The 25344-nt window shown below is 43.4% G+C and carries 21 protein-coding genes and 3 pseudogenes; 5 read left to right on the top strand and 19 right to left on the bottom strand.

Annotated elements, in window-relative coordinates:
* Positions 1 to 40: 40 nt before the first annotated feature.
* Positions 41 to 769 (bottom strand): CHAP domain-containing protein, encoded by a 729-nt coding sequence (locus tag TT12_RS09045; protein WP_045444182.1) that lies wholly within the window; start codon positions 767 to 769, stop codon positions 41 to 43.
* Between the two features lie 262 nt (positions 770 to 1031).
* On the opposite strand from TT12_RS09045, the gene TT12_RS09040 reads away from it, so the two are divergent.
* On the top strand, positions 1032 to 1547 hold the full coding sequence (locus tag TT12_RS09040; protein WP_045454117.1) for a hypothetical protein: 516 nt from the start codon (positions 1032 to 1034) through the stop codon (positions 1545 to 1547).
* A 298-nt stretch (positions 1548 to 1845) separates the two neighbouring features.
* Here TT12_RS09040 and lpxC read toward each other — a convergent pair.
* From lpxC to TT12_RS17185, 14 genes and pseudogenes are all read right to left on the bottom strand, one after another.
* A pseudogene (gene lpxC, locus TT12_RS09035) lies at positions 1846 to 2760 on the bottom strand (UDP-3-O-acyl-N-acetylglucosamine deacetylase).
* A gap of 372 nt (positions 2761 to 3132) precedes the next feature.
* On the bottom strand, positions 3133 to 4338 hold the full coding sequence (gene ftsZ / locus TT12_RS09030; RefSeq protein ID WP_045454113.1) for a cell division protein FtsZ: 1206 nt from the start codon (positions 4336 to 4338) through the stop codon (positions 3133 to 3135).
* A 235-nt stretch (positions 4339 to 4573) separates the two neighbouring features.
* A complete protein-coding gene (gene ftsA / locus TT12_RS09025; RefSeq protein WP_198329470.1) occupies positions 4574 to 5866 on the bottom strand; it encodes a cell division protein FtsA in 1293 nt (430 codons plus the stop codon).
* A gap of 167 nt (positions 5867 to 6033) precedes the next feature.
* Entirely contained in the window at positions 6034 to 6828 is a 795-nt protein-coding gene (locus TT12_RS09020; RefSeq protein WP_045454109.1) for a cell division protein FtsQ/DivIB, read from the bottom strand.
* 562 nt (positions 6829 to 7390) lie between these two features.
* Positions 7391 to 8399: pseudogene (locus TT12_RS09015) on the bottom strand (D-alanine--D-alanine ligase).
* Positions 8400 to 8425: 26 nt separating this feature from the next.
* A pseudogene (murC, locus tag TT12_RS09010) lies at positions 8426 to 9863 on the bottom strand (UDP-N-acetylmuramate--L-alanine ligase).
* Positions 9864 to 9946: 83 nt separating this feature from the next.
* Positions 9947 to 11032, bottom strand: coding sequence for an undecaprenyldiphospho-muramoylpentapeptide beta-N-acetylglucosaminyltransferase (gene murG / locus TT12_RS09005; protein WP_045454105.1), 1086 nt, complete (start codon positions 11030 to 11032; stop codon positions 9947 to 9949).
* Between the two features lie 337 nt (positions 11033 to 11369).
* Positions 11370 to 12353, bottom strand: coding sequence for a glutathione synthase (gene gshB / locus TT12_RS09000; RefSeq protein ID WP_045454102.1), 984 nt, complete (start codon positions 12351 to 12353; stop codon positions 11370 to 11372).
* A 58-nt stretch (positions 12354 to 12411) separates the two neighbouring features.
* Positions 12412 to 13134: an orotate phosphoribosyltransferase gene (gene pyrE, locus TT12_RS08995; RefSeq protein ID WP_372886432.1), complete on the bottom strand. Its 723-nt coding sequence runs from the start codon at positions 13132 to 13134 to the stop codon at positions 12412 to 12414.
* A 61-nt stretch (positions 13135 to 13195) separates the two neighbouring features.
* Entirely contained in the window at positions 13196 to 14194 is a 999-nt protein-coding gene (locus TT12_RS08990; protein WP_045454099.1) for a hypothetical protein, read from the bottom strand.
* Positions 14195 to 14376: 182 nt separating this feature from the next.
* Positions 14377 to 15114, bottom strand: a complete 738-nt coding sequence (locus TT12_RS08985) for an NAD-dependent epimerase/dehydratase family protein (protein ID WP_306304337.1) — start codon at positions 15112 to 15114, stop codon at positions 14377 to 14379.
* 63 nt (positions 15115 to 15177) lie between these two features.
* On the bottom strand, positions 15178 to 16092 hold the full coding sequence (locus tag TT12_RS17195; RefSeq protein WP_243443541.1) for a DUF7840 domain-containing protein: 915 nt from the start codon (positions 16090 to 16092) through the stop codon (positions 15178 to 15180).
* Entirely contained in the window at positions 16089 to 16727 is a 639-nt protein-coding gene (locus tag TT12_RS17190; protein ID WP_243443540.1) for an Lnb N-terminal periplasmic domain-containing protein, read from the bottom strand. The genes TT12_RS17195 and TT12_RS17190 overlap by 4 nt, the downstream gene beginning before the upstream one ends.
* A gap of 192 nt (positions 16728 to 16919) precedes the next feature.
* Positions 16920 to 17273 carry a hypothetical protein gene (locus tag TT12_RS17185; RefSeq protein WP_243443539.1) on the bottom strand — a complete coding sequence of 118 codons (354 nt, stop codon included), beginning with the start codon at positions 17271 to 17273 and terminating at the stop codon, positions 16920 to 16922.
* A 263-nt stretch (positions 17274 to 17536) separates the two neighbouring features.
* Here TT12_RS17185 and ampD point away from each other — a divergent pair, with 263 nt between their 5' ends.
* The 3 genes from ampD to TT12_RS08965 all read left to right on the top strand — a co-directional run bounded on the left by ampD (position 17537) and on the right by TT12_RS08965 (position 20596).
* The gene (gene ampD / locus TT12_RS08975; RefSeq protein WP_045454240.1) at positions 17537 to 18124 is read left to right on the top strand and encodes a 1,6-anhydro-N-acetylmuramyl-L-alanine amidase AmpD; all 588 of its coding nucleotides are present in this window, start codon (positions 17537 to 17539) and stop codon (positions 18122 to 18124) included.
* A gap of 180 nt (positions 18125 to 18304) precedes the next feature.
* Positions 18305 to 19855, top strand: coding sequence for a murein biosynthesis integral membrane protein MurJ (murJ, locus tag TT12_RS08970; protein ID WP_045454096.1), 1551 nt, complete (start codon positions 18305 to 18307; stop codon positions 19853 to 19855).
* Between the two features lie 132 nt (positions 19856 to 19987).
* A complete protein-coding gene (locus TT12_RS08965) occupies positions 19988 to 20596 on the top strand; it encodes a hypothetical protein (RefSeq protein WP_243443538.1) in 609 nt (202 codons plus the stop codon).
* Positions 20597 to 20607: 11 nt separating this feature from the next.
* On the opposite strand, the gene TT12_RS08960 is transcribed toward TT12_RS08965, so the two are convergent.
* On the bottom strand, positions 20608 to 21222 hold the full coding sequence (locus TT12_RS08960) for a GNAT family N-acetyltransferase (RefSeq protein WP_045454088.1): 615 nt from the start codon (positions 21220 to 21222) through the stop codon (positions 20608 to 20610).
* A gap of 263 nt (positions 21223 to 21485) precedes the next feature.
* On the opposite strand from TT12_RS08960, the gene ribF reads away from it, so the two are divergent.
* On the top strand, positions 21486 to 22526 hold the full coding sequence (ribF, locus tag TT12_RS08955; RefSeq protein ID WP_045454085.1) for a riboflavin biosynthesis protein RibF: 1041 nt from the start codon (positions 21486 to 21488) through the stop codon (positions 22524 to 22526).
* A 115-nt stretch (positions 22527 to 22641) separates the two neighbouring features.
* Here the strand turns inward: ribF and TT12_RS08950 are convergent, their stop codons facing one another.
* From TT12_RS08950 to TT12_RS08940, 3 genes are all read right to left on the bottom strand, one after another.
* Positions 22642 to 22881 (bottom strand): DUF2789 domain-containing protein, encoded by a 240-nt coding sequence (locus TT12_RS08950; RefSeq protein ID WP_045444148.1) that lies wholly within the window; start codon positions 22879 to 22881, stop codon positions 22642 to 22644.
* A gap of 234 nt (positions 22882 to 23115) precedes the next feature.
* The gene (locus tag TT12_RS08945; protein WP_201502460.1) at positions 23116 to 24105 is read right to left on the bottom strand and encodes a malate dehydrogenase; all 990 of its coding nucleotides are present in this window, start codon (positions 24103 to 24105) and stop codon (positions 23116 to 23118) included.
* A 372-nt stretch (positions 24106 to 24477) separates the two neighbouring features.
* On the bottom strand, positions 24478 to 25338 hold the full coding sequence (locus tag TT12_RS08940; protein ID WP_243443537.1) for a ribonuclease T2: 861 nt from the start codon (positions 25336 to 25338) through the stop codon (positions 24478 to 24480).
* Positions 25339 to 25344 lie beyond the last annotated feature (6 nt).

Here is a 25344-nt window from a genome sequence, read left to right as displayed (position 1 = left end):
TTGGAGAAAACTTTTAACTTAGGTTACATCTAACTGGCTACTATTTGTCAGCCATCGCGAGGTAAATACCACGGTCTGATGCATCATCGACATATTGCGAATCACGCCATGTCGTATAGCTGTAAGTGCCACTGTATGGGCTAATGCTGTTTTGGCGGAAATCAGATACCCAATCGTTACCATCAAAGATCTGGATATGACCATGTGGACGGTTTGACGTACGATTATAAACAACGACGTCACCCACTTGTGGCTGCATATCATTACTGATCTTGGTAAAACCTGCTTGAGCAAGTGTGCCGCGAGAGGCATACTGATAAGCTGAAGGGTTAGGCGTAAATTCGTAACCTGCTGATTGTAGCGCTTTACGTACATAGCGAGCACAGTAGCCAGAGCTTCTAGATAACGCTACTCGCGATGCACTTGCCGCTGCGATAGCAGGAGCAGAATTGCGATCAGGAGCGCGGCTTGATTGCTGCTGACGCTGCTCATAAGACAAACGGCTGGTAAGCGAAGCAAGCTGGTATTCTTTTTGCTTGGCATGCGCACTTAAATTATCAATGGCTTGACTGATCTCATCATTGCTATATACATGAGCACCACTGTTAGTGCTATAGATATTGCGGCTAGAACCGTAGTTCGCAGAAGCAGAGATGTTAGTGATGGTATGACTCAAGGTATTATTTGGTTGAAAGGTTGTTTCGACAGCACCACTTGTCTGTGCTATACCCATTCCCAATACTGACAAAATTAATAAAGCTTGTTTCATAAATTTACTACCTATTGTTAATACAAGACCGCTCGTCATCCGTGACAAAGCATCAATTAGTTTAGAGGAGATGATCATTACAAAACATGATAAAATCCTTATTAAAACAGCCCGCTATTTCTTCTGTAGTGACTAATGCTGGTATTATCTGTTAATACCATATTCCGCTTAGTTCACTGTCTCGCAAATCGTTCAATATCAATTGCTTTTAGCATGTCAATTATGAATATCGATTTTGTCACCTATTAGATGAGTCATCACGATGTCAAAAAAACAGCCAAATCGGCTTGCCCAACTTATCGACCATCAAGCTTTTGCTGGTAGCGCACTACCCCGAACGCTTGCTGACAATATGCGGCTATACATAGAAGCGACCAACGAGGTAAAAGAGCTATTGGTAGATTGTCTACCTGAAGAAATTCTTAATACCTGTTGGGTCGTAGGCCTCACCTCCGAGCAATTAATACTCAGTGTGGGCTCAATGACTGCTGCCAATCATATTCGCTATTTGCAGAGCGCTTATTTGCAAGTCTTAACAGAGCAGTCAATTACATTTAAACAACTCAAGCAAATTCGCGTCGTCGTAGCTAAAAATTCAGCTGATAATCATTCATCTAAACAACTATTAGCAGTATCAGCAACTTTGTCAAAATCTAGTAAAGCCAATGAAAATCAGGCTCTTAGCCAAAACACAAAGCGGACTATATCACAGGCCGCAGAGCATGTCACCACTGATGAAAATCTCAAAAAAGCACTTTTACGTCTGGCAAATCATTGAAATTATTAATGTTACTATGTAAAGTTGTGTAAACAAAACCGTAAAAATCAGCTGATAACGCTGCGATTTTGTAATGACGCAAACAAAAAAAATCACCTGCTAGCTCCGTTCACATTATGAACGTCACCAACAGATGATTGAAAAACTATCCACAGCTTTGATATTCTCTACTCTAGAGCAGAATTGTTAAAATAATCTAAACAATACATTCAAAAAAACGAATATTATTAGAATGTAATTACTGCCGGATTATGTAATATTGCGTAAATGTTTCGATACTTCGTGTATATTCCTGTATTCATCCTTCAACAGTCAAACCTTCGAGAGGCAAATACTGAATTGGGCACGTTACATTGTCATCAAAAGTTACAATTTCAAAATTATTATGGTCAGATAGTATCTCACGTACCAATAAATTGTTTAACGCGTGACCAGATTTATAAGCATTAAAGCGACCCAAAATCGGATAGCCAATCAAATACAAATCACCTAAAGCATCCAAAATTTTATGGCGAACGAACTCATCATTAAAACGCAAGCTTCTTCGTTAAGATATTTGCCTCATCAATAACAATAGCATTATCCATACTGCCTCCTAACGCCAAATTATTCTGACGTAAGGCTTCTATGTCTCGTAAAAACCCAAAAGTACGGCTGAACTCAATTGCTCAATGAAGTTTTGCGTCGAAAACTGCAACTGGGCATGCTGAAAATCTTTGTCGATAGCAGGATGATCAAAATCAATCTCAAAATTTAGCTCAAACCCTTCATAAGGACGCAGTTCTGCCCATTTATCATCCACTTTTATTCTTACAGGTCTGACGATTTTTATAAACTTCTTTAAAGCGTCTTGCTCGCAGAATCCTGCGTCAAGCAGCAACGCTACAAAAGGAGCGGCACTACCATCCATAATCGGTATCTCTGAGGCCGATACACGGATTAAAAGGTTATCCACGCCAAGTCCTGCAATGGCACTAAGCAAATGCTCGACCGTCCCCACACGTGTGCCACCAAACACTAGGTTTGACGACATCATAGTGTCTTGCACCAAAAAAGCACTGGCTGGAATCGGCTGGCTGCCTTCGATATCAGAACGCTCGAAAACAATACCCGTATCAATAGGTTGCGGATGAAACTCTAAGTCAACAGGCTGACCACTATGGAGACCAATACCTGTAACAGCAATCGCAGTTTTTATGGTTCTTTGGTTCATGCTGTCTTCTCACATATTTTGTTACAATTGCCATAGTGTATCATTACCCGCCCCTAGTTCGCCATAGTTAAAACTCGCTAATTTCCTTATCTCCTTGATTGATAACACTTATCGTCAATAAATTTTGATGGTTCTCATGTCTTATTGATCACATTGCCTCTGTTAAAACAGGGAAATAACAGCCAAATGTTACAATCATAAATTGTTTTATACGCCTATTTATTAATGATTATTTTCGCATCGAGAGGCGACTCTTATAAATAGAGCGCGCTCATAGCTGAATCAGTTTGCTAATATATGGACATTTTCTATAGGCACAAAAAAGCCAGCAACTTAGTACTGGCTTGTTTTGGATCTAAAAATCTGAAAATATTATTTATTTTGTTGACGTTTTAGATAGTCTTGAATGCTATTGGTTTTGGTTTTCGCCTGCTCTTGAGGCGCGCTTGAGCGAGTAGCACTAGCCGTTTCTTGATACATCTGAGCTTGCGATTGCTTCTGGCTGTTTAAAGCACTGGTATGCACGTTAGGGTCAACAGGCTGAGTGCTATTGACAGAAGGAACTGGTGCCTCGACTACTTCTGGCTCTTGTCCAGCGTTTTCATCTAAAGTCAGACCCGTTGCAATAACAGTGACATGTAAGTCATCACCCATTTTTTCATCAATCACTGAACCATAGAAAATATGTGCATCGTCAATATCTGTAATTTCTTCGACAATAACACTGATTTTGCTCATCTCATCTAATGAGAGTGATTCAGAAGAAATCACGTTAACCAACAGACCTTTTGCATTTTCTAAACGCAAGTCATCAAGTAATGGTGATCTGATGGCTTTCTCAGTTGCTTGACGCGCACGATCATCGCCGCTAGCACGGCCAATACCCATCATCGCATGACCTTTGGCAGTCATAGCAGTGCGGATATCGTTAAAGTCGATATTGATCATACCTTCACTAGCGATAGTTTCAGCAATACCTTGAACCGCATGTAATAACACATCATCCGCTTTTTTGAAGGCATCTTGCATAGAGATATTGCCGTAGACACTCATCAACTTATCATTCGGAATCGTAATGATAGAATCAACGAAATTAGTCAATTGCTCAATACCAGCTTTAGCAGCCTTGATGCGTTTGCCACCTTCAAACTTAAATGGCGTAGTGACGACGGCAACTGTCAACACTTCCATTTCTTTAGCAATACGAGCAACCACAGGCGCTGCACCCGTACCCGTACCACCGCCCATACCAGCAGTAATGAACACCATGTCTGAATGTTCGAGTAATGCACGGATGGCTTCTTCTTCGCTCTCTGCTGCTTCACGCCCAACTTCTGGGTTCGCCCCTGCGCCCAAACCGCGATTCGTTTTTGCGCCAAGTTGCAATTTATGCGGTGCAGTTAAACGATCAAGCGCTTGTTTATCCGTATTAGCACAGACGAACGTTACACCTCTAATCCCTTGTTGTACCATATGTTCAACCGCATTACCGCCACCACCACCAACACCGAATACAGTGAAGCTTGCTTGGCCGTTATTTTGAGGCTGGTTATCATCTGGCATGGTGTATTTTGACATAAAAAGGTTTCTCCAGTTGCAGATAGCGTGATGGTCGATACTTGGTAACACACTTATATGGCGCGCTATCGACTTACTATATATAATTGTATTTAAATAAAACAGGGCAATGGCTTAGATAATTGTGCTAGCCAAAATATGCCAGTATAGTACAGGGTGTTACTTTTCGTATTCTTGCCTATTATATAGCTGCATACTCATATGCTGCTTAATATAAGTATGTTTTGCTAACAGATTATAATATCTTTTTGAGTACACTAGCAAAACGCTGCCCTGCACTTTGAAAAACACCAGTGACTCGATTTTTTTGAATCGCTTCAGGCTCGCTTTTTTCACTACGGCGAAACTGCTCGCTTTGACTATATAATAGTGTACCAAATGCCGTTTGATAAGCACGATCATTCACTTGACTGTTTAGCTGCTTAAATGACTCATCATTATCAAAATGATTATGAGCACTAATAGCAGGATGAGTGTTGGTTAATACTACGGGCATTTTGAGCAATTTTTTGGTAAAGGGTATCATACCTTTAATCGCCGTACCGCCACCTGTGAGTACGATACCTTTGTCGATATAGCCGATGAGATCAGCCTCATGCAATTGACGAGCAACTTCCGTAAATATCTGCACATAGCGCGCTTCAATAATGCGGGCTAGATTATAGATACCAATATTAATCTCGTCACCTGTTCCTTGTGGTTTAAAGATAAAGAACGAGCTAGGATCGACACTATTGACATCGACAGTACCATGAGTTTTTTTCAGCTTTTCAGCCTCAATCATGGAGATACCAAAATCAGCTGAGATATCCATCGTCACTTCGTGGCTGCCTGTCGCGATACAATGGGTAAATATGAGCTTGTTTTCTTTATAAACGCAAATACTGGTCGTACTAGCACCAATATCTACCAAACAAACCCCTTGCTGGCGCTCGTCACTCATCAAACTGTATTCAGCACTCGTCACTGCATCAAATACAATGTGGTCAATACCAACATCACAGCTTTGCAGTAATTTTTGGATATTCTGACGACTAGCAACGGGCATCATCATCATGTGATACATCACAGTAATATTATGCGCCATCATTTCGATTGCATCATCCACCATGAAATCTTGATCATCAACATAGATACCCTGCTGACAGCAATGCATTAGATAGTAGTCTGATGATAGATCGCGTGACTTGGCATTAGACAACGCCTGCACCATATCTTTGGCACGTACCGCCTCATCTTCTACACGTACCTCGCCTGCACTATTTTTGCTCGATAATTCCGGGGTCGCTAAGGTCAACCACACACTGTGCACGCGGCAATTGGCAGTATCTTCTGCTTCTTGAATGGCTTGTTTAATAGCACCTTGTAGACGTTCACGGTGTTTTATTTGACCTTGGTAAAAATCGCTATTTTTGACTTGTCCCACGCCCAGAATACGGATGTCTTTTGCAGAGACAACGTTACCAATAACGACATAGACTGCCGTGGCACTTAGATGGACAACAACCAGATTTTCAGTATTTTTCATGGTACCAGACAAATTATCGCTAAACAGGAGACCAAATGACGTCTCCATTAGATCATTAAAAAAGGCGTTATCAACACGCTATGATATTGTATATTCTGTGCTACAAACTATCAAAATAGCTCAAACTAAAATGCTAACCAGTTTTTGCTTGTGCTATCTATCTATCGTTATTCTGCTTCATCGATTGTTGGCTGTGCCATATCCCAAGCAATGGTAAAACCATTTTTATAGCGCAAATCTACAGACTGTATTTCGCCTCGACGCTCACTTAACTGATTGCCGAGCAGCTGACTCAAACTCAGCAGCTTTTGCGCAGTATTCTCATTATCAACAATCACACGCAGTCCATTGTCAAAACGAATCAGCCAAGTCATTCTTGGTGACAGGATAATATCTTCGACTTGCATACCAAGTGGCGCATACCAGTCGTTAACTTGCTGCATCTGCTGCATGATAACTGGGGCTTGCGTTATCTCACCTTGTAAGGTGGCGAAGCGTTCTTGCGTCAGATCTTTACTATCAGCAGGGACAAAAACCGCACCTTTTGCATCCACCAAACGCTCTGTACCAAAATTAGCAACCGCTTGCTTAGGTAATGCAGTAACGACTATGCCCCGTTGCCAATCACGAGAAATACTGACCTGATCAACCCAAGCCAGACCCGTCGTAATATCTCTTAACGCTTGCAAATCAGAGGTAAAAAAGCTGCTTACCTTTTGTTGATTCATAACCTGTTGCAATGCGCGATACTGGGTAACTGTCAAACCCTGATTATTCACATGGATAGAAGCTGGCGGTGCATCACGCAACGCTTTTCCACCCATTATCAATATCAGTACGAGCAACCCTAGTACCAATACCATAAAAAAATATTTGAGCGAAGTCGGTACTTGGAACTTAGAGTTTGGGCGACGGGTTTTATCACTCATCAAGTCAGTTACCTCGTTGACAGTTTGAGCCATAACGACCTTTGTCCCTATATTTGCATAAAACTGATCATGCTATTTATAAATGTAAATCTGCATATTTTTGCAGAGGCCTATTAAGTTGACATATTATCAAAATATTTTACTAAAACGATTTATAGGATGACATTATGCTCATTTAAACGTAACATTTTTCTTAATTTATGAATAACTTATGGGCTAAATTCATAGAAAACAGAAATATCACTAAAACAGACCTATAATTACAATATTAACGTATTTTATGGTTAAACAATAGCTTAACCCCTACTAGTGACAACGAATTTACACAAGTTTACATGACGCTGTGGTATAGCAGCTCTAGTGATACATTAACCCGTTCTCGTCTAGTAGTATTCTCAGGCTATAAGAAAAATTCAAACCTAATGATTCATAATGTTTTATCACTGGTTTATTAAGACAGCCTATTAATGACAACTGCCTTAATAAATATCAATAGCATTATGAACAATGTTAAAAAATGAGCAATGTTAAAGAATGAACAATATTAAAAAGTAGCATTGCTAAATAACTATTTAAGCAATAACTGCTATACCAGTCACTCTAATGTCTGCGCTAAAATATGCCAGCACAATGCATCAAAGTCCATGCCTCGAGCCTTGGCTGCCATCGGAACCAAGCTATGGCTGGTCATGCCTGGCACTGTATTGATTTCAAGCAACCAGAAGTTGCCTGCTTCATCTTGCATAGCATCGATGCGTCCCCAGCCTTTGGCATCAACGGCACGGAACGCTGCAAGGCTCAGATCTTGTAAATGCTTTTCGTCAGCAGCGCTCAGACCACAGGGGATATAGTAACTGGTATCATTACGATTATACTTGGCTTCAAAATCGTAGAAGTTGGTAATATCAGCAGGTTCAAGACGAATAACTGGATAGGCTTCATCGTCGATAATGACGATTGTGAACTCACGACCGGTAATCCAGCGCTCAGCCATAACCGCATCACCGCACTGTACTGCCGTGGCATAAGCCGCTGGCAACTCGTCAAGATTGTTGACCTTAGTCATACCAATACTCGAGCCTTCATGAACGGGCTTGATAATAAGTGGTAAACCTAGCATGTTGACCACTTGCTGCCAGGTCAGTCTCAGCTGTTAACAATGAAAATGGCGCGGTTGCTAACCCACAACCCTGCCACAATTGCTTGGTACGAACCTTATCCATACCCAGCGCTGATGCCAGAATGCCTGAACCCGTCTGCGGAATATCAAACCATTGCAGCACGCCTTGTAGCAAGCCATCCTCGCCGCCGCGACCATGCAACACATTGAACACGCGGTCATACTCGCGTAGCTCTGTGATGTCTTGATGCTTAGGATCGAAATGAGTGGCATCAACGCCTTGGTTTTGTAGCGCCTGCAATACGGCAGCACCACTGTCTAATGACACGCTGCGTTCATTGCTACTGCCGCCATAGACAACCGCCACTTTACCAAACTGTCTGGCATCTTTTGCATCACTGGTCGTCGTGTTTAGAGTGGCATCATTGCTCTCTAAATTATCTGAATTTTGAGTGCTGGTATTTTCTTTAGTATCAGTCGTCATGAAGATCGTTCCTAGAATTTTTTAGCTTACTTAATGTAAAGGTTATTGGCAGCCAAGTCGACAGCGATCTGCCTACATTACCTGCACCTTGAGTAATGAGCATGTCATTGGCTTTTAATAAACGCTGCATGACAGGAGCTAAATTGTCCTTGTCAATAATCGTCGGTTCAACTTCACCGCGCAACCGAATACTACGCGCCAATGACTTGGTATCAGCACCAGTAATTGGGCTTTCACCTGCTGAATAGACGTCTAATAATAATAATTCATCAACGCTGGAGAGTACTTCGACAAAATCATCGAAGCAATCGCGGGTACGACTATAACGGTGCGGCTGAAACATCATTACCAAACGACGTTCAGGGAAGCTTTGACGTGCCGCTTTAATGGTGGCATCGACTTCTTTTGGGTGATGACCATAATCGTCAATCAATAAAACATTACCATCATCAAGACTGACAGAAGCATGCTGCTCAAAACGGCGACCAACGCCTTCAAATTTTTGCAGAGCGCGTTTGATCGCTTCGTCATCCACCCCTTCATCAGTCGCCATGGCAATAGCAGCAAGTGCATTGTAAACGTTGTGAGTACCAGGAATATTGAGAGTCAAACGTAAAGGTTCACGGTCACGGCGCAGTACCGTGAAGTGAGTTTTAGTACCTTCCGTTACCAAGTCGATGGCTTGAACGTCGTTAAAAGGCTCAAGTCCAAAGGTCAGTACGGGACGACCAATATCATCAATCATGGCATACAATTCTGGGTCGTCACCGCAGACCACCGCCAAACCATAGAATGGCATGTTTTGTAAAAACTGAATATAAGCGGCTTTTAATTTATCAAAACTATTCTCATACGTTTCCATATGGTCTTGATCGATATTGGTGACAATCGCGGCCATCGGATGTAACGATAAAAACGATGCATCAGACTCATCGGCTTCTGCCACTAAGAAACGACTGCTACCCAGTGCAGCATTTTTACCAGATGCATTCAGCTTACCGCCGATCACGTAGGTAGGATCGAGTTGCCCTTCTGCCATCATGGTAGTCAACAAACTGGTCGTCGTGGTTTTGCCGTGAGCACCAGCAACAGCGATACCGTGACGATAACGCATCAACTCGCCCAGCATATCGGCACGGCGTACCACTGGCAAACGCGCTTCTAGTGCCGCTTTTACTTCAGGGTTGCTGCGATCAATCGCTGACGATACAACGATGACATCAGCATTGGCGATGTTCTTAGAATCATGACCGATCGCAATATCAATACCAATCTGTGCCAAACGTTTGTCACTAAGCTCTCAGCAATATCAGAACCACTGACTTGATAGCCTTGATTGTTCATCACCTCCGCGATACCGCACATCCCCGAGCCACCAATACCGACAAAATGCAAATGCTGAATACGACGCATTTCTGGTATTTCAATCAAACGCTTAGGTAGAGCTTTCGCAGGGTTAGACATAGGGATTCTCTTTATTAAAGGCTAATACAATTTAGTGTATCAAAATAATTGGTAATAAAAACAGTCAGCTATAAGAATGTAGGCTACAGCGTTTGCCAGATAATATCAGCAACTTGCTTGCTCGCACTTCGATTGGCAAGGGCATGGCCTTTTTTGGCCATCGCTAGGCACTTCTCTCGATTAAGGGCAGCAAGCTCATTGCTCAAACGCTGTGCTGTCAGTTCAGACTGCGGTAACAAAATCGCCGCATCGTGTGAGGTTAACGTGCGGGCATTAGCAGTCTGATGGTCATCTACCGCATGCGGCAGCGGTACAAAAATTGCGGCAATACCAACGTTCTGGATTTCCGTAACCGTCAATGCGCCTGCTCGGCAAACAATAACATCTGCCCAATTATAAGCGGCGGCCATATCGTCGATAAAAGGCTGTACCACAAACTTGTGCATACTCAAGTCTTGCTCATCGTAAGCCGCTTGTGTGGCAGCCTCATTGTTACGCCCGCATTGGTGACGCACTTCAAAAGGCTGATTGAGCAATACCAGCGCTTTTGGCACAGTGTCGTTTAAGGCTTGTGCACCAAGTGAGCCACCCACCACCAACAATTTGAGCGGTGAGTTGTCATTAACATCATAACGCACCGTTGGTTCAGAGACACCAGTGATAGCATTGCGTACTGGGTTACCCACCGTTTCAAGCTTAGCATCCTGTGCACTATTGGCAAAGGTATCCTCAAATGCTTGCAGCACCTTGGTTGCAATCTTGGATAGGTAGCGATTACTCATGCCTGCAATGGCATTTTGTTCATGGATAATCAGAGGCGTATTGGTCAGACGTGCAGCGATACCGCCAGGCGCTGTCACATAACCACCAAAACCGACAACTATGTCAATTTGATTACTACGAATCACCTTTATAACTGCCATCGTCGCTGACAATAAAGTCACTGGCAACTTCAATAAACGCCCGATTCCTTTACCGCGTAAACCCTGCATCTCAATCGCATGAAAAGGATAACCAGTCGGTGCAACCAAGCCATTTTCCATACCATTTGGCGTTCCTAGCCAATGAATAACCGCACCACGCTGAGTCAATTCCTCAGCCACTGCCAGTGCTGGGAACACATGCCCGCCAGTACCCGCGGCCATCATTAATATATGCGGTGCTTTCATGAACGCCTGCCTATCTTTTCTTTATTTATATGAAGGACTTATTATCCTATGATCATCTTAGTCATCAGCCAATAATGACCCTATAAAATCTCGCATAGTATAGTGTAAATCGTTGGCTGATATATAGCACTTTATGCACTGTCAATAACAAAAATCCAAGCCGCGAGCAATCACGACTTGGCTTTTATAAATACTATCGAAAAATCATAAAAGCATCGTTTATAAATGACGTTTTATCGCCTTTTCATGCGCTATGAAAGATGCTGTTTATCAATCTATCTTAGCACACTGTTTTTTAAGTATTGTGCGCATAGCTTAGTGATAAATCACTCGATCCTTACAGCGTTGCGCAAACTGCTACTTTATTCTCAATGGCGATGATAAAATCGGTCGCAATATCTGTACCGCATTGATCATCAATCTCACGTACACACGTTGGGCTGGTGACATTAATCTCGGTAATACGACCGCCGATTAAATCGAGCCCGACGAACATGAGACCTTTTTCTTTAACAATAGGTGCCACGACTTCTGCCACTTGACGTTCGACATCGGTGAGCGGCATCGCAACACCGCTACCACCCGCCGCAAGATTACCACGGGTCTCGCCTTTGGTAGGAATACGCGCCAAGCTATAATCGACCACTTCACCATCAACGATCAACACGCGCTTATCGCCTTCTTTGATCTCTGGTAAATAACGCTGTGCCATAATCGGCAAGGTTTCAAGCTCGGTTAAAACCTCAAGCGTGACGCCGATATTTGGACTATCAGCGGTCAAGCGGAAAATACCCGTGCCGCCCATACCATCTAACGGCTTAACAATGACGTCTTGCTGCTCAGCGATAAACTTGCGAATATGCGCCTGTTTACTGGTCACAATCGTTGGGCTCATATAATCGCTAAACCACGTGGCAAAGAGCTTTTCATTACAATCACGTATCGCTTGTGGATCATTGACCACTAGCACGCCTGCCGCTTTGGCATGATCAAGCATATAAGTGGCATAAATAAAACGCATGTCAAACGGCGGATCTTTACGCATCAACACCACGTCATAGTCGCTGATTGGCGCTGTCGCTTTATCCCCTAGTGTATAAAAATCTTTAGGATCACGCTTGACGGTCACTGACTGCGTATCAACCATCAGTTGCCCACGATCCAACCACAAATCATGGATCTGACAATAGCCAAGGCTGTGCCCACGGTCTTGTGCCGACCACATCATCGCAAGGGTCGTGTCTTTTTTATAATTAACTTGCTCGATAGGATCTATAATAACGAGTATGTTTAACGATTTTTTTTGATTTTCTTGGCTCATAATAAAGCTCACTTACGTTATATTATTAATGTAGAACAGCTTCGAACTCAGTGCCCAACTATACGCCGTACTGCGCGCGATAATGTTGCATCTTGGCAAGTTGGGTCGCATCTTTATGCTGACCGCTTTGTACGCCATGGTCATCTGCCAAATAACTGATTAAATCATCGATATCGACGAGCGCGCGCACTGGTACCTCTAATGTCGACGCCAACTCTTGAATGGCAGAATGCTCAGCCTGACCTTTTTCTTTACGGTCAAGGGCAACGATAATACCAGCAACGCTAGCGCCCGCTTGCTCTAAAATCTCAACCACTTCACGCATCGCCGTACCAGCGGTAATGACATCATCTAGTACCCAGACTGCTTTACCACTAACGTCAGCGCCTACTAAGTTGCCACCTTCGCCATGAGTTTTGGCTTCTTTACGATTATAGCCCCACTTAGCATTGATACCATGATGAATCCATAAGGCTTGCGCGGTTGCTGCCACAAAAGGAATACCTTTATACGCTGCCCCAAAGATCACCAGCTCCTGCTCATCTGTACCGTTATGACTAGCAGCCATTTGCTCAGCCAAGGCATCAGCATAACCACACGCGAGCAACGACAACATCTCACCCGATGCCAGCAAGCCTGCATTAAAAAAATACGGACTGATGCGACCAGACTTGAGGACAAACTCGCCAAATTTGAGAACTTGATTGTCTAAAGCCAGTTGGATAAATTGATGTGAGGAAAAAGAAGGGTGTTGCGCATTAGGCATTGAGGCATTAAGCATGGAAGCGTTCCTATTGACAAAAAGAAGAGCAAAAAATTGGCGTTATTGTACGCATTATTGATCAGCTTGACCAACCATTGATGTCGTAATCCTGCATGTTAGGATAACGAGTCAATAGGCCACTGCGCGATGAGAGATTAAAACAACACTGACCGTCACCACTCACTTGTATCTCCCAACCTAAATGATACGCGGCAACAATAACATGTCCTGTAAAAATGCGTATTTGACGGTAGGCATGACGCTGCGATGGCTCACAAATGATTTGACTCAGCAGATAACTGCGTATGTGCTGACAGATTTGCGCGGCGCTATAGCGGTGATTGATACTTTTGCGTGTCTCGCACTGCCTCAATGCATGGACAGCGACGCTACATGCCATAATGTCAGTAGCCAAACTGCCCTCGCCTGTCTCAAATTGCTGCGGCTGCAACACCACCTGCCAATCTTCGGCGTAAACACTGTTGAGCAACTCATCTGGATTATACCGTTTGGTCAATACACGGAAAGAAGACTGTGTGTTTTTAGCATTACTACTAACGCTCGTATCGGTACTTACAGAAGAGCCATTCAGTGCAAAACCGTAACGATGCAGTTCTGGATAAGCACGAAGCGCCTGCTGAATATCAGCCATGTCGAGCAAAGTCATACCATGTAATGATGATAATAATGGTTGCGCGCTGTGATTGTGATAAAAGCTGTCTGGAAACTCGACAAGCTCTGCTGCCCGCAGTAATGACAGATGCTCGCCCAATACTTCCGAAGCAATCAGCGACCATTTTGACAAGCTGTGTTCTTTAGGCTGATAAAAACGCGCAGAGCGACCATAAAGTCGTTGCAACTGACCATTTAGGCGCCTAGCAGGCTCTGGAATATCGCTCAAGGGTCTGGCAGGATCAAGTGCCAAGCGACTCGGGTCAAAATTAGGATGTACAATCGCAGGTTGGGTACTATCTGGCAAAATAGACGACTGCTCAGCATTGCCTTCTGAAATTGTACCGCCTGCTGCTGTAAGATCAGCACTGGGTAAATGAGTGTCAGAAGTAGAAGGCTGGGTCATGAAATCTCCATAGGCTATAAAATATAAAAATAATTCTAATTAAATCAAACTGGCATATTACTCTTAATGTTGTTCTTGATATTGTTCTTGATGACGCAAAATATCACGGTAACCGACTTGCCAATCAGGATATGCCAACCAAGCTAATGGAATATTACTGTGCAAGCGTTTTCCCGTAACCGCTACTTTTTTATCGTCAAGAGCAGGAGCGTTTCATTGATCTGCCGACTTAACCAGACGCCCAACTCAAAAGTCGTGACTGGCGCATAATCAGTAGCAATATACAGGGGCTTGGGCGCATCGATAGTCAGTACGTTAGCGATGATAGCGACCAAATCGCGATCCATAATCCGATTGCTCCAATGCGCGGCTGCCACTGCTTCCTTTTGTGGCTCGCGGGCTTTACGCAGACGCATGAGACGCGCGCGTCCATAAATACCGCTTGGACGAATGATAATAGCTTTATCACCAAAGCCTTGTTGCAAGACTTGTTCTGCTTGCAATATTACCTGCGATGCTTCACGCTCTGGCGGCACAGGCGCGGTATTGTCATCAATCCATTCGCCATTATCTTGCCCATAAACACCCGTTGATGAAATAAAAACAATGCGTGAAAGGTTGGTGAGTTTGTCCGCAAGCGTTGCCAAATGCTGGCTAATTGCTAAGTAGCTATTATGATAGCCACTGGTCGAATAATCATCGGGCGTAACGATAATTGCTATCGCCGTAAAATCTTGCAGCTGCTCAGCCGTCAGAGTCAATGCATCGGCTTGCATAAATTCAGCGTTAGCATCCAAAGAGTAATGATGGCGCTCACCACGAGCCAAACCTGTGACATTCAAGCCGTCCTGTGCCAGCTGATTGCTGACTGGCAAACCAATATCACCTTGACCAATAATCAATAAATTTTGCGTACTCATCATTTATCCTCTATTTGAACGCCATTTCTAATGACTGCCTATACATCTTTTTAGTAATAAGTGTTAAAAATAGCGTCTGTACGACAGCTGGATGTCTTCATTGGCATCAACACGATCTTGCCAATCATAATTAGCATTAATGCGTAATGCTTGTTTTTTATCGATATCGTACTGCAGCCCTAATGTCGATATCGGCTGCCAATAATGACCACGGGCATTAGACTCATCGCTGCTGCCATGATACCAATATGGCAGTTGCAATTCAGCCTGCGCACGTAACTGATTGTTAATCTGATAACGACAGCCTGCATTCACGCCAGCACCAACGCGAAAGCCTTTATTGATACTGCGCCCTGCTTGCGCTGTGCTGGACAAAAAGGTATAACATAGCTGCGGCGGCATCTCGCCTGTACCTGTGCGAGGCGTACCAAATGCCCATGACCAACCTGATTCATAGCCCAAGCTCCCAACTAAATGATCGCGACCGTCTTGCTGGGAGCCATCATTCACACGCGTCGCCTCGATGCTAGCGCCCCACGTTTTGCCTTTTTTGGCAGAATTGACTGGATTAAATGAGCGCCCACGAATCAATGTCACATTTTGCAAAACCACACTGTTTGGCTGATTGGCTGTGTCATTATCGGTGTCGTACAGGCGCAAAGTCGCAGATGCGCCTTCTAAGTCAAAAAACTGTGGGAATCCTGAGGGACGATCGAGAATATCATGATAGCCCGCTCGTAAGCCCAAATCGATATAGTTATTATCACCGCGCTGCCCTAGTCCCATATGAGCCAGTTGCAGCGGATGTCTGTCTATTGGATTGTTATCTGATACTGCTATATTAGGCTGCAATAACGTCTGTCCATCAGCTGACATGCTCGAAACCGTATTGAGTTGGGCAGATTTAACCTCATTAATCGTCTGTTTTGCGCTGTTGTGATAGCCGAATTGCTCGCGCTGCTCTTTGACCTTATTCAACTGCGCTTGGCGTAAAGTGCTATCAGCAGGGGTATAGTTGGTGCTGGCAAGTAAGCTTCATCATCAAGCAACTGCACGACATCTGAAGGAATAACCGCATAAGGCAGCTGACTCAATAAGTGCTGCTGCGGACGCACCACATCAATTAAGCGTAAAATCTCAGACGCACAGTTATCTGTGGTGAAGTAATACGGCAATTTTAAATCTTTGGTTTCCCAAACGTGCAACATAATCTGCTGCACTTCCGCTGGAGTCAAATCCAATTGATACGTCCATGCGTCACGCTCGTCTTCTTGCAGATACTTGGCCAGCCTTGCTGGATAAGGATCGATTTCTATTAAATTATCATAGCGACCAGTCATTGACTTGATGGCATACACCACAAAATTGTCTTTTGGATTACCACCAACCGTATAATTCAGCGCAACCGCGTGATGAATCTGGCTAGGATCAGCCGCGCTCGCTTTTGAGTCGATACGCAATAAGGTATGAGCAAAGGCTGATAAAGGGTTGTCTAAATACTCTTGGGCAAACATGATAGATAGCTGCTCGGGGGCAATCCTTTGCATCCATTCATTCAATTCGGGACAGTCAACTTGTAGCATCGCCTTATCAATGTTTAATGTATCGGTCAACCATTGTACACGCGCTGGGAAACGGCATAATACCGAATTATTGGCAGTATTTTTTTTGACAGTACGATTATTCGTTATCGCTACCGCATTAGCGAGGGCGACGAGTAACGCATCGAGCTCTGCAGCTGAATCATACTGTCCATTCTTACTTAAAAAAAGTCAGCCTCATCAACCATGCTGGTGTCTTTTTTCTTACCAATCAAATTTGATCATCAAAAAATATAATAAACGTCGCCATGTCGTATCTTGGGCTAAATTTTGTGTTGCTGCTTGCTCACGCCACTTGGCTAATAATTGCTCAACGTTGCTTTTTTCCAGCCCTTGAGTGTCTTTTTGAGCGGCATTATTTGGCGTATTATTAGCGATTGCAGCAGCTTGTGGCGTAGGCACTAATGCCCCTGTCGTTATTAATGATGCTGGGGTTGGCAAAAAAGCTTGCGTTTGTGCAGAGAGTAGCAATCCTGCAATAGCAAGTGGTAAACGCGCTCGTTGACTCATAGTAGTTAGGGTACAATCTACAGATAAAAAATTAGGCTTTAGAGACATGGGGTAAACCTCGCACGTTATTATTCATACGCCGATAGCGTGATTGATGGCTGGTTGATAATGCCGATTGGATCGTCCACTAAAGGAACCTTAAAAGCCATATCATTGAAATATCTTAGTCAAAGTGGCTGTTATCAAAGTTGTTACTATCAAAGCTACTGTTATCAAGGTAGCTATTATCAGAATGACTATTAATTGATAAAAAATGGCTAGCAACCAGCGGTCAATGCCCACTTATTAATATCATGATAAAAGAGAATATTATGTCCATAACACCAATAACGATTAACGATGGCAGATTATCTGCAGCCACATACCTTGCATCACCAAACTGCAATCTGCGACCAACAGATATGGGTATTGATACTATTGTTATTCATAATATCAGCCTACCGCCGAACGAGTTCGGGGCATCTGATGCTGACGGCATCCATTACGTTAAAGCATTATTTACCAATCAGCTAGACTGGGCGGCGCATCCCTATTTTCAAACGATTAAAGGCGCGGAGGTTTCGGCTCACTTATTCATCGAGCGTGATGGCGCGATAACTCAGTTTGTTAATTTTAATGAGCGCGCGTGGCATGCTGGACGCTCTAGCTACTTGGGTCGCCCTGAATGTAATGATTATAGCATCGGTATTGAGCTTGAAGGGTCTGATTTTGTGTCCTTCACCGCCGCACAATATGAAGTACTTGCAAAAGTGGTCTGTGCCATTTATGCCGCCTATCCCAAAACTCGTCGTCATCTAACAGGTCATAGCGATATTGCCCCTGGTCGCAAAACAGATCCCGGTGATTATTTTGAATGGGCAAAATTGCGTGAGATGGTCGCCAACATTCTTGGGGGTTAAGTCGTATGGATAATTATTTTGTCAATCCTGTTACAAGCTCTATTAACAGTTAACTGTATGCATTATATTCCACATCCAATCCATTTATCTCGATTATGAAAATGCTATAATTCGTCAGCTTTTTGATAGCAGCAACTTAGTAAACAACCTTCATTAAACAAATTAGCACAATAGGTTCTCATGGCAAAAAGTCGGTTATTTCGTTCAACCATGGTGGTCAGTAGTATGACCATGCTGTCTCGTATCTTAGGTCTGGTACGCGATGTCGTATTGTTAGGCGTCTTTGGCGCTGGTGGTCTGATGGATGCCTTTTTAGTCGCCTTCAAAATCCCAAACTTTTTGCGGCGTTTATTTGCAGAAGGTGCCTTTAGTCAAGCTTTTGTCCCTGTACTGTCCGAATACAAAGAAAAATATAGTTTGCAGCAGGTACAAATCTTAGTCAGTCGTACTTCAGGCGCTCTGTTGTTAATTTTGTCGATGCTTACCGTCGTTGTTATTTTAATGGCTCCTTGGGTCGTGACTTTATTCGCGCCTGGTTTTGCGGATCAACCAGGTAAGTTTGCTATTACCGCTGAATTACTGCGTCTGACCTTTCCTTATTTGCTATTTATTTCTATGACCGCCTTTGCCAGTGGCATTTTACAAAGCTACGGACGCTTTGCTGCGCCTGCTTTTGCACCCGTGTTATTGAACTTATGTATGATTGGTGGCGCGCTAATTTTTGCCCCTATGTTCGATGTTCCTATCATGGCGCTAGGCTATGCAGTCGCTATCGCAGGATTGTTGCAATTCTTACTACAGCTACCGCAGCTATGGCAACAAAAGCTGCTGGTCGCACCCAAGGTCGACTTTCAGCATGAAGGCGTTCGCCGTATTTTAAAACTCATGCTGCCTGCCATCTTTGGCGTCTCTGTCACTCAAATTAATCTGCTGCTCAATACCATTTTTGCGTCATTGATGATTGGCGGCTCGGTTTCTTGGCTGTATGCCGCAGAGCGTATGAGTGAGCTGCCATTAGGCTTGATTGGTGTGGCAATCGGTACAGTCATTTTGCCAAGCCTATCAAAAAGCGAGGCGCAAAAAGACGATGTTAGTTTTAAAAAGACCATCGATTGGGCGGCACGCTTAATCATTTTAGTCGGTGTTCCTGCATCAGCAGCGTTGTTTATACTTGCCGATGTACTGATGCAAGCGCTGTTTTTGCGCGGTGAATTTACCTTACGCGATGCGCAGATGAGTTCGCTCGCATTACGTAGTATGGCTGGTGGTATTTTAGGCTTTATGCTTATTAAAATCTTTGCCCCTGCTTTTTTTGCCCGTCAAGATACCAGAACACCCGTAAAAATCGGTATCATTTCTGTCTTTGCCAACATGGTTTTTAGTGTCATTTTCATCGGTATATTTTATTTCTTAGAGATTCCGCTACATGGCGGCTTGGCATTAGCAACCACGGGCGCGGCCTTTGTGAACGCAGGCTTATTATATTACTTCTTACATAAACGTGATATTTTCCGCTTTGGCAGCCATTGGAAAAAGCTATTTACCCAGTTTGCGATTGCGACCAGCGCTATGATTGGCGTACTTTATGTCATGCTGCCTTACTTCCCTAGCGATGATGCGCAGTGGCGACGTATCGCCGCTTTGCTCATTATGTGTGCCGTGGGAGCACTGGTTTATGGCGTGGTATTACTAGCCACTGGTTTCCGTCCACGCCAGCTAAAGCATGGTTAAGCAGCTTCACTTACGAAACCAAAACAAGCTTAGTAAGAGAATGGATAGTGAATGACGCGGATAGTTGCCATAATTAACCATTAACGAATAAATGAAATCTGAGGGCTAATAATGATAACCAAACGAGTAACCTTGCTACGCTTACCAACTATTCTGACTGCTGGTGTCCTTAGCACTGGACTGCTTTTAAGTGCTTGTAGCGATAACGATAAGACAGCTAATAGTGCCGAAGATACGGCAGCCATCGCTGAAGGCAGTTCTGATAAAAGCATTGATGCTGAAAATAGCGCTGCTAATCAAACGTCAACAGTGGATACGAATAGCACAGTTGGCAGCGAGCAGATAACTGACAATAGTAAAGATGAAACGGCTATTGATAGTGATGATATCAATCCAGTCACCTCTGTGACCAAGCAAAAGAGCCTCGTAACCAATCCCACCGAAACTGGTACGCCGGAAGATACTGTAAAGCAAGCACTAGATAGCTTGTATTATGGCGAGGTAAAGGAAGCTGTTAAATATTATAAAGTAGATATGGCAAACTTCGAAGAAGAGCTGGCTAAAACTCAGTATGCCTTTCAGCAAACGGTTGATGGCGTCACTATTACCGATACTCAATACAGTGATGATAAAACCCGTGCCACCATCATTGGGGAGCTGATGTTAAAAGGACAAAGCGAACCTGCACCATTGACCTATCAGCTACAGAAGATAAAAGGTCAATGGAAGATCTTGGGTTAAGCTATTTTAGCTTACTTATCTGAAGCATCATCCGATGTCACCGCTTTACCCAGCATCACAACATCAGCGATAAAGCCTTGCATATCACACACTTTTGGCATATATCCCCATTGCTCAAAACCAAGCTTACGGAACAATCCTAAGCTTGGCTGATTGTGCGCAAAAATAAGCGCGATTACATTATGAATGCCTAGGCTTGGCGCTTGTGTCAACATCCAGCATGTCAATAAGCTGCCCAACCCTTGACCGTGATAATCCTGATGCAAGTAGATACTAATCTCAGTGCTGATATGATAAGCCGGTCGTGCATATAAATCGCTAAAGCTGCCCCATGCAACGATTGTTGCTGTCCCTGCTTCTGCTGAATTTTGCGTGGTCTTATGCATCGCTTTTACGACATAAATAGGACGCGTCGGACTATTTATATGCTCATCAAACCAATCTGCACGCTCTTCACAACTCACTGGAGTAAGATTGGCAGTGGCTTGCTTACCTGCAATAGTCTGATTATAAATCGCCAAAATCTCTGACAAGTCGTCTCTACTTGCACGCTGCACGACAAACTCATCAGTGAGATAGTGTTCTAACAAAACAGCTGGCACAGCATTCAAGGCAGCAACGGGCATAAGGTCTCCGTAATTATTAATTAATAGTCTATGGGTGATAATTGTTGCAAGATGATCCATCTATACAGAGGGTCATTACAAAAGCATGTGGACAAACATCACGGTATTTTAAGATGACAGAGCGGATAGCGCCATACTTTTATTGTCAGTAGACTATAGGATGTTAGTGTGGTCATTTTACTTTATAATGGCTGATTTTAAACACATTGATTTTGGTACGGGTGTGTTTTTTATCTGGTTTTATCTATCATAGCTGAAAATTTATGAACACCTATTTTCTTGAGCAACTGATTGCCTCGCCAAGTAATTTGACTGCAAATACTAGTCCAGTAGATTTAGCGCCCTGTGTGCTCACTATCGGTAACTTCGATGGTGTCCATCTTGGTCATCAAGCGATGCTTGAACAAGTCCGTGATATTGCCCATGCACAAAATCTTGGTTCTGCTGTCATGATATTTGAGCCACAGCCTCGTGAATTTTTTGCGCCAGCCACTGCGCCTGCTCGCCTCACCAATCTCGCTGAAAAACAAGCTTTGTTAGCAGAATATGGCGTTGAGACCTTGATTGTGGCAGGATTTGATGCAGAGTTTCGCTCGCTATCCGCCCAAGCATTTGCGGATCTCTTAGCCCTGCGCTTAAATGTCAAAGCGTTGGTGTTGGGTGATGATTTCAAATTTGGTCATGACCGTACTGGCGACAGTCAGTTTTTGCGGAATTATGGCTTAGATGTAACCAACCTACATACCGTCATCGATGATAGTGGTAAAGCGGCACGTATCAGCTCTACTCGCGTTCGAGACTTACTATTGGCTGGTGATATTGACGCTGCTAATGCGCTACTTGGTCGCGATTATGCGATTACAGGAATGGTCGTTGGTGGCGATAAAATAGGTCGCACCATGGACTTTCCTACTGCGAATATTGACCTACAGCGTTTAAAACCTGCCCTGCATGGTATCTTTGCTGTTGATGTCGTCAGCCTCGACGAGGATGGGCAAGTGATTGCTGATGGCTTATCGGCACTTGCTATAGATGGCAAATCAGGTATCTCAGGATTACGTTCCAATAGCCTATTTGGGACAGCCAATATCGGCACTAGACCCTCTGTCGATAAACAACATGATTGGCGTTTGGAAGTGCATTTCCCAGAATTAAATGCCGATTTATATGGATTGACTTTACAGGTTCGATTTTTGCATTATTTACATGGTGAACGACATTATGATGGCTTAGAAGCATTAAAAACAGGCATCCATAATGATGTGAAAGCATTGATTGAGTGGCGAGAGCAGCAGCCCAGTTAGATTGCTAGTAAGCTTAAATGCGGGCATCGATATTTATAATTTATAAAAAAACCCACAGCGTTTATAACGTTTGTGGGTTTTTATTTAATAATTCGTTTTTTAATAGTTCTTTTTTCTAAGCATCTGGATGCATACGTACGTTTAAGTCATCAATGACCTCTACCCATTCCGCATCTTTTTCCCATTCTTCTTGTAGAAAAGCACGCTGATTGTCTGTCCAAATGCTCGCTTCTATCAACTTCTCTTCTTTATCCAACTGATTATTTTCAATAAAACTATCAATCGCTGCATCTGAGCTATCAAGTCCCAACTGTGCAAATAATTCATTCATATTGTATTCTGGTTCACCCAACATATTTCTCTCCTTAATGGTACGAGTGTCTTTGTGTTTATTATCTAAATTGACACATTTATTGTAGCAAGCTTTATTTTAATAGCTGTTAATCAACGTGTATCTAACGTTATCAATTGTATTTTGATGGGCAGACAAGACACAAAAAAGCCCTCTAATGTAGAGGGCTTTTTTAGATCAATTTCTATAAAACAGCTTTATGACATGATGACATGATAATATCGTGACATTGGCGGCTTATGGAAGCAGGTGTGCTACCGCATCACGTTCTTCGCTAAGCTCTTGCTCAGTCGCTGCCATTTTCTCTTTAGAGAAGTCTGATGACACATCAACGCCATCTACGATAGACCAGTCGCCGTTAGTGCATGTGCATGGGAATGAGTAGATTAAGCCTTTCGCGATACCGTATTCGCCGTTTGAATAAACGCCCATTGATACCCAATCGTTCTCATCAGTACCCAATGCCCATGTACGTACGTGTGCAATGGCCGCGTTGGCAGCAGAAGCGGCAGATGATGCACCGCGTGCTTTAATGATTGCAGCACCGCGTTGTTGTACTTCTGGGATATAAGTCGCTTCGTACCATTCGCGATCAACCAAATCCAACGCAGGCTTACCGTTGACAGTAGCAGCAGTCAGATCAGGATACTGCGTTGATGAATGGTTACCCCAGATGATCATTTTTTTCACGTCATTTACTGTGCTGTCAGTTTTGCCAGCCAACTGTGCCATGGCACGGTTGTGATCTAGACGAGTCATCGCAGTGAAGTTACGTGGATCAAGATCTGGTGCATTACGCTGAGCGATAAGGGCGTTGGTGTTGGCAGGGTTACCGACAACCAATACTTTTACGTCACGGCTTGCAACGTCATTCAGCGCTTTACCTTGTGCTGAGAAAATCGCAGCGTTGGCTTCTAGCAAATCTTTACGTTCCATACCTGGACCACGAGGACGTGAACCGACTAGCAGAGCATAGTCAACATCTTTGAATGCAACGGTCGCATCATCAGTCTGCACAACACCTGCTAATAAAGGGAATGCACAATCTTCTAATTCCATGACCACACCCTTTAGGGCGTCAAGTGCTGGAGCGATTTCAAGCAATTGCAAAATAACTGGCTGATCTTTACCTAGCATCTCGCCAGATGCAATACGAAATAACATAGCATAGCTGATATTACCAGCGGCACCAGTGACGGCAACACGTAAAGGCTGTTTCATTGACATTGAATACTCCCTAATTATAGATTAGATAATTCATGATTCTGATTGATGGTTCTAATGGATGACTATCGTTGTAAATAGCGACTTGCCTACTGAATATAGCAGTCATAAACCGAGAGCTAGTGTAGCACTTCGTTCAGCAAATCGTCTAGAGACAATAAGACGCCGACCACCGATTATATTGTTACATTTTATACGGGAGGATTTTTATACCTACTGTAAACCTATATGGATACAGTGCTAGAAAGCAATAGAAGGCAGCTGATAACAGCATTGAGAAGCGTGATACACAGTGGATACAACACTTAAAATAAGCGAATATTATTAGGGCGTGTCCTCAATTCAAACAATAAGCATTTAAATGGGCTAAAAAAACTATTTTCCACCCGAAATGACAAACTTACTGCCACAATTATCTACAACATTATGACATGTGCCAAATTCGCTCCCTTCATAACAAATATGGATATCCGTCAATGTTGATTGACGACGACTGCCCGCTTGGCAAATCAAATCAATACTGTTTGAGGACATACCACTATTAAGCTGGGTCATTTGACTGATAAATCGAGATTTAGAAACCGTATAGCTATTACCCGTATTAAGCTCATTAGGCAGCTTTAATGCGCCAGCGTAATTGGTAATCTGGCGAAAATAACTACTGGCACTAAGTGGACTACACGCCCCATAACGCTGCCAAGCTTGGCTACGTACTGTCGTATCAGGCATAATACGGTTGACGACTTTTAACTGTAATGGTGTCAGACGTGGCTCACTACCACGTCCGCAGCGCTCACCATATCCCATATCCAGACCTGATACTGTCAACGAATAACCCTCCAAGCATTGACGCATGCGGGCACGTGTCGGCTGTATGCTACACAATGCTGGCGTCATCTCAATCATCAACACCCGCTGTCCGCTCTTAACAGCGCTCGCGGCATGTACCGGCATCATCATAATGCCTTGCAACATCACTAATGCACCGATACTTAGCGTCGTATTTAGTTTATCCATAGATGTATTAGTTATCGAACTTGCATGACATTGACCTAAATGCTTGACAGTTTTAGTCGCTGAATGTTTTTCAGATGGGTTTAAATCTGGCGTCAGAGTAGATAGCGAGCGCACCTGCATCTGCTGAATAGATGACTGATGCCGAACTTTGGATAACAGAGACAGATTGAAATATTTTTTGATCATAGGGCTGAAGGCATCTAGCAATGATAAAAACATGGGCTA

The organism is Psychrobacter sp. JCM 18903 (genome assembly GCF_000586475.1).
In the GTDB taxonomy this organism is placed as follows: domain Bacteria; phylum Pseudomonadota; class Gammaproteobacteria; order Pseudomonadales; family Moraxellaceae; genus Psychrobacter.
This window is presented reverse-complemented; position numbering and strand designations above follow the sequence as displayed.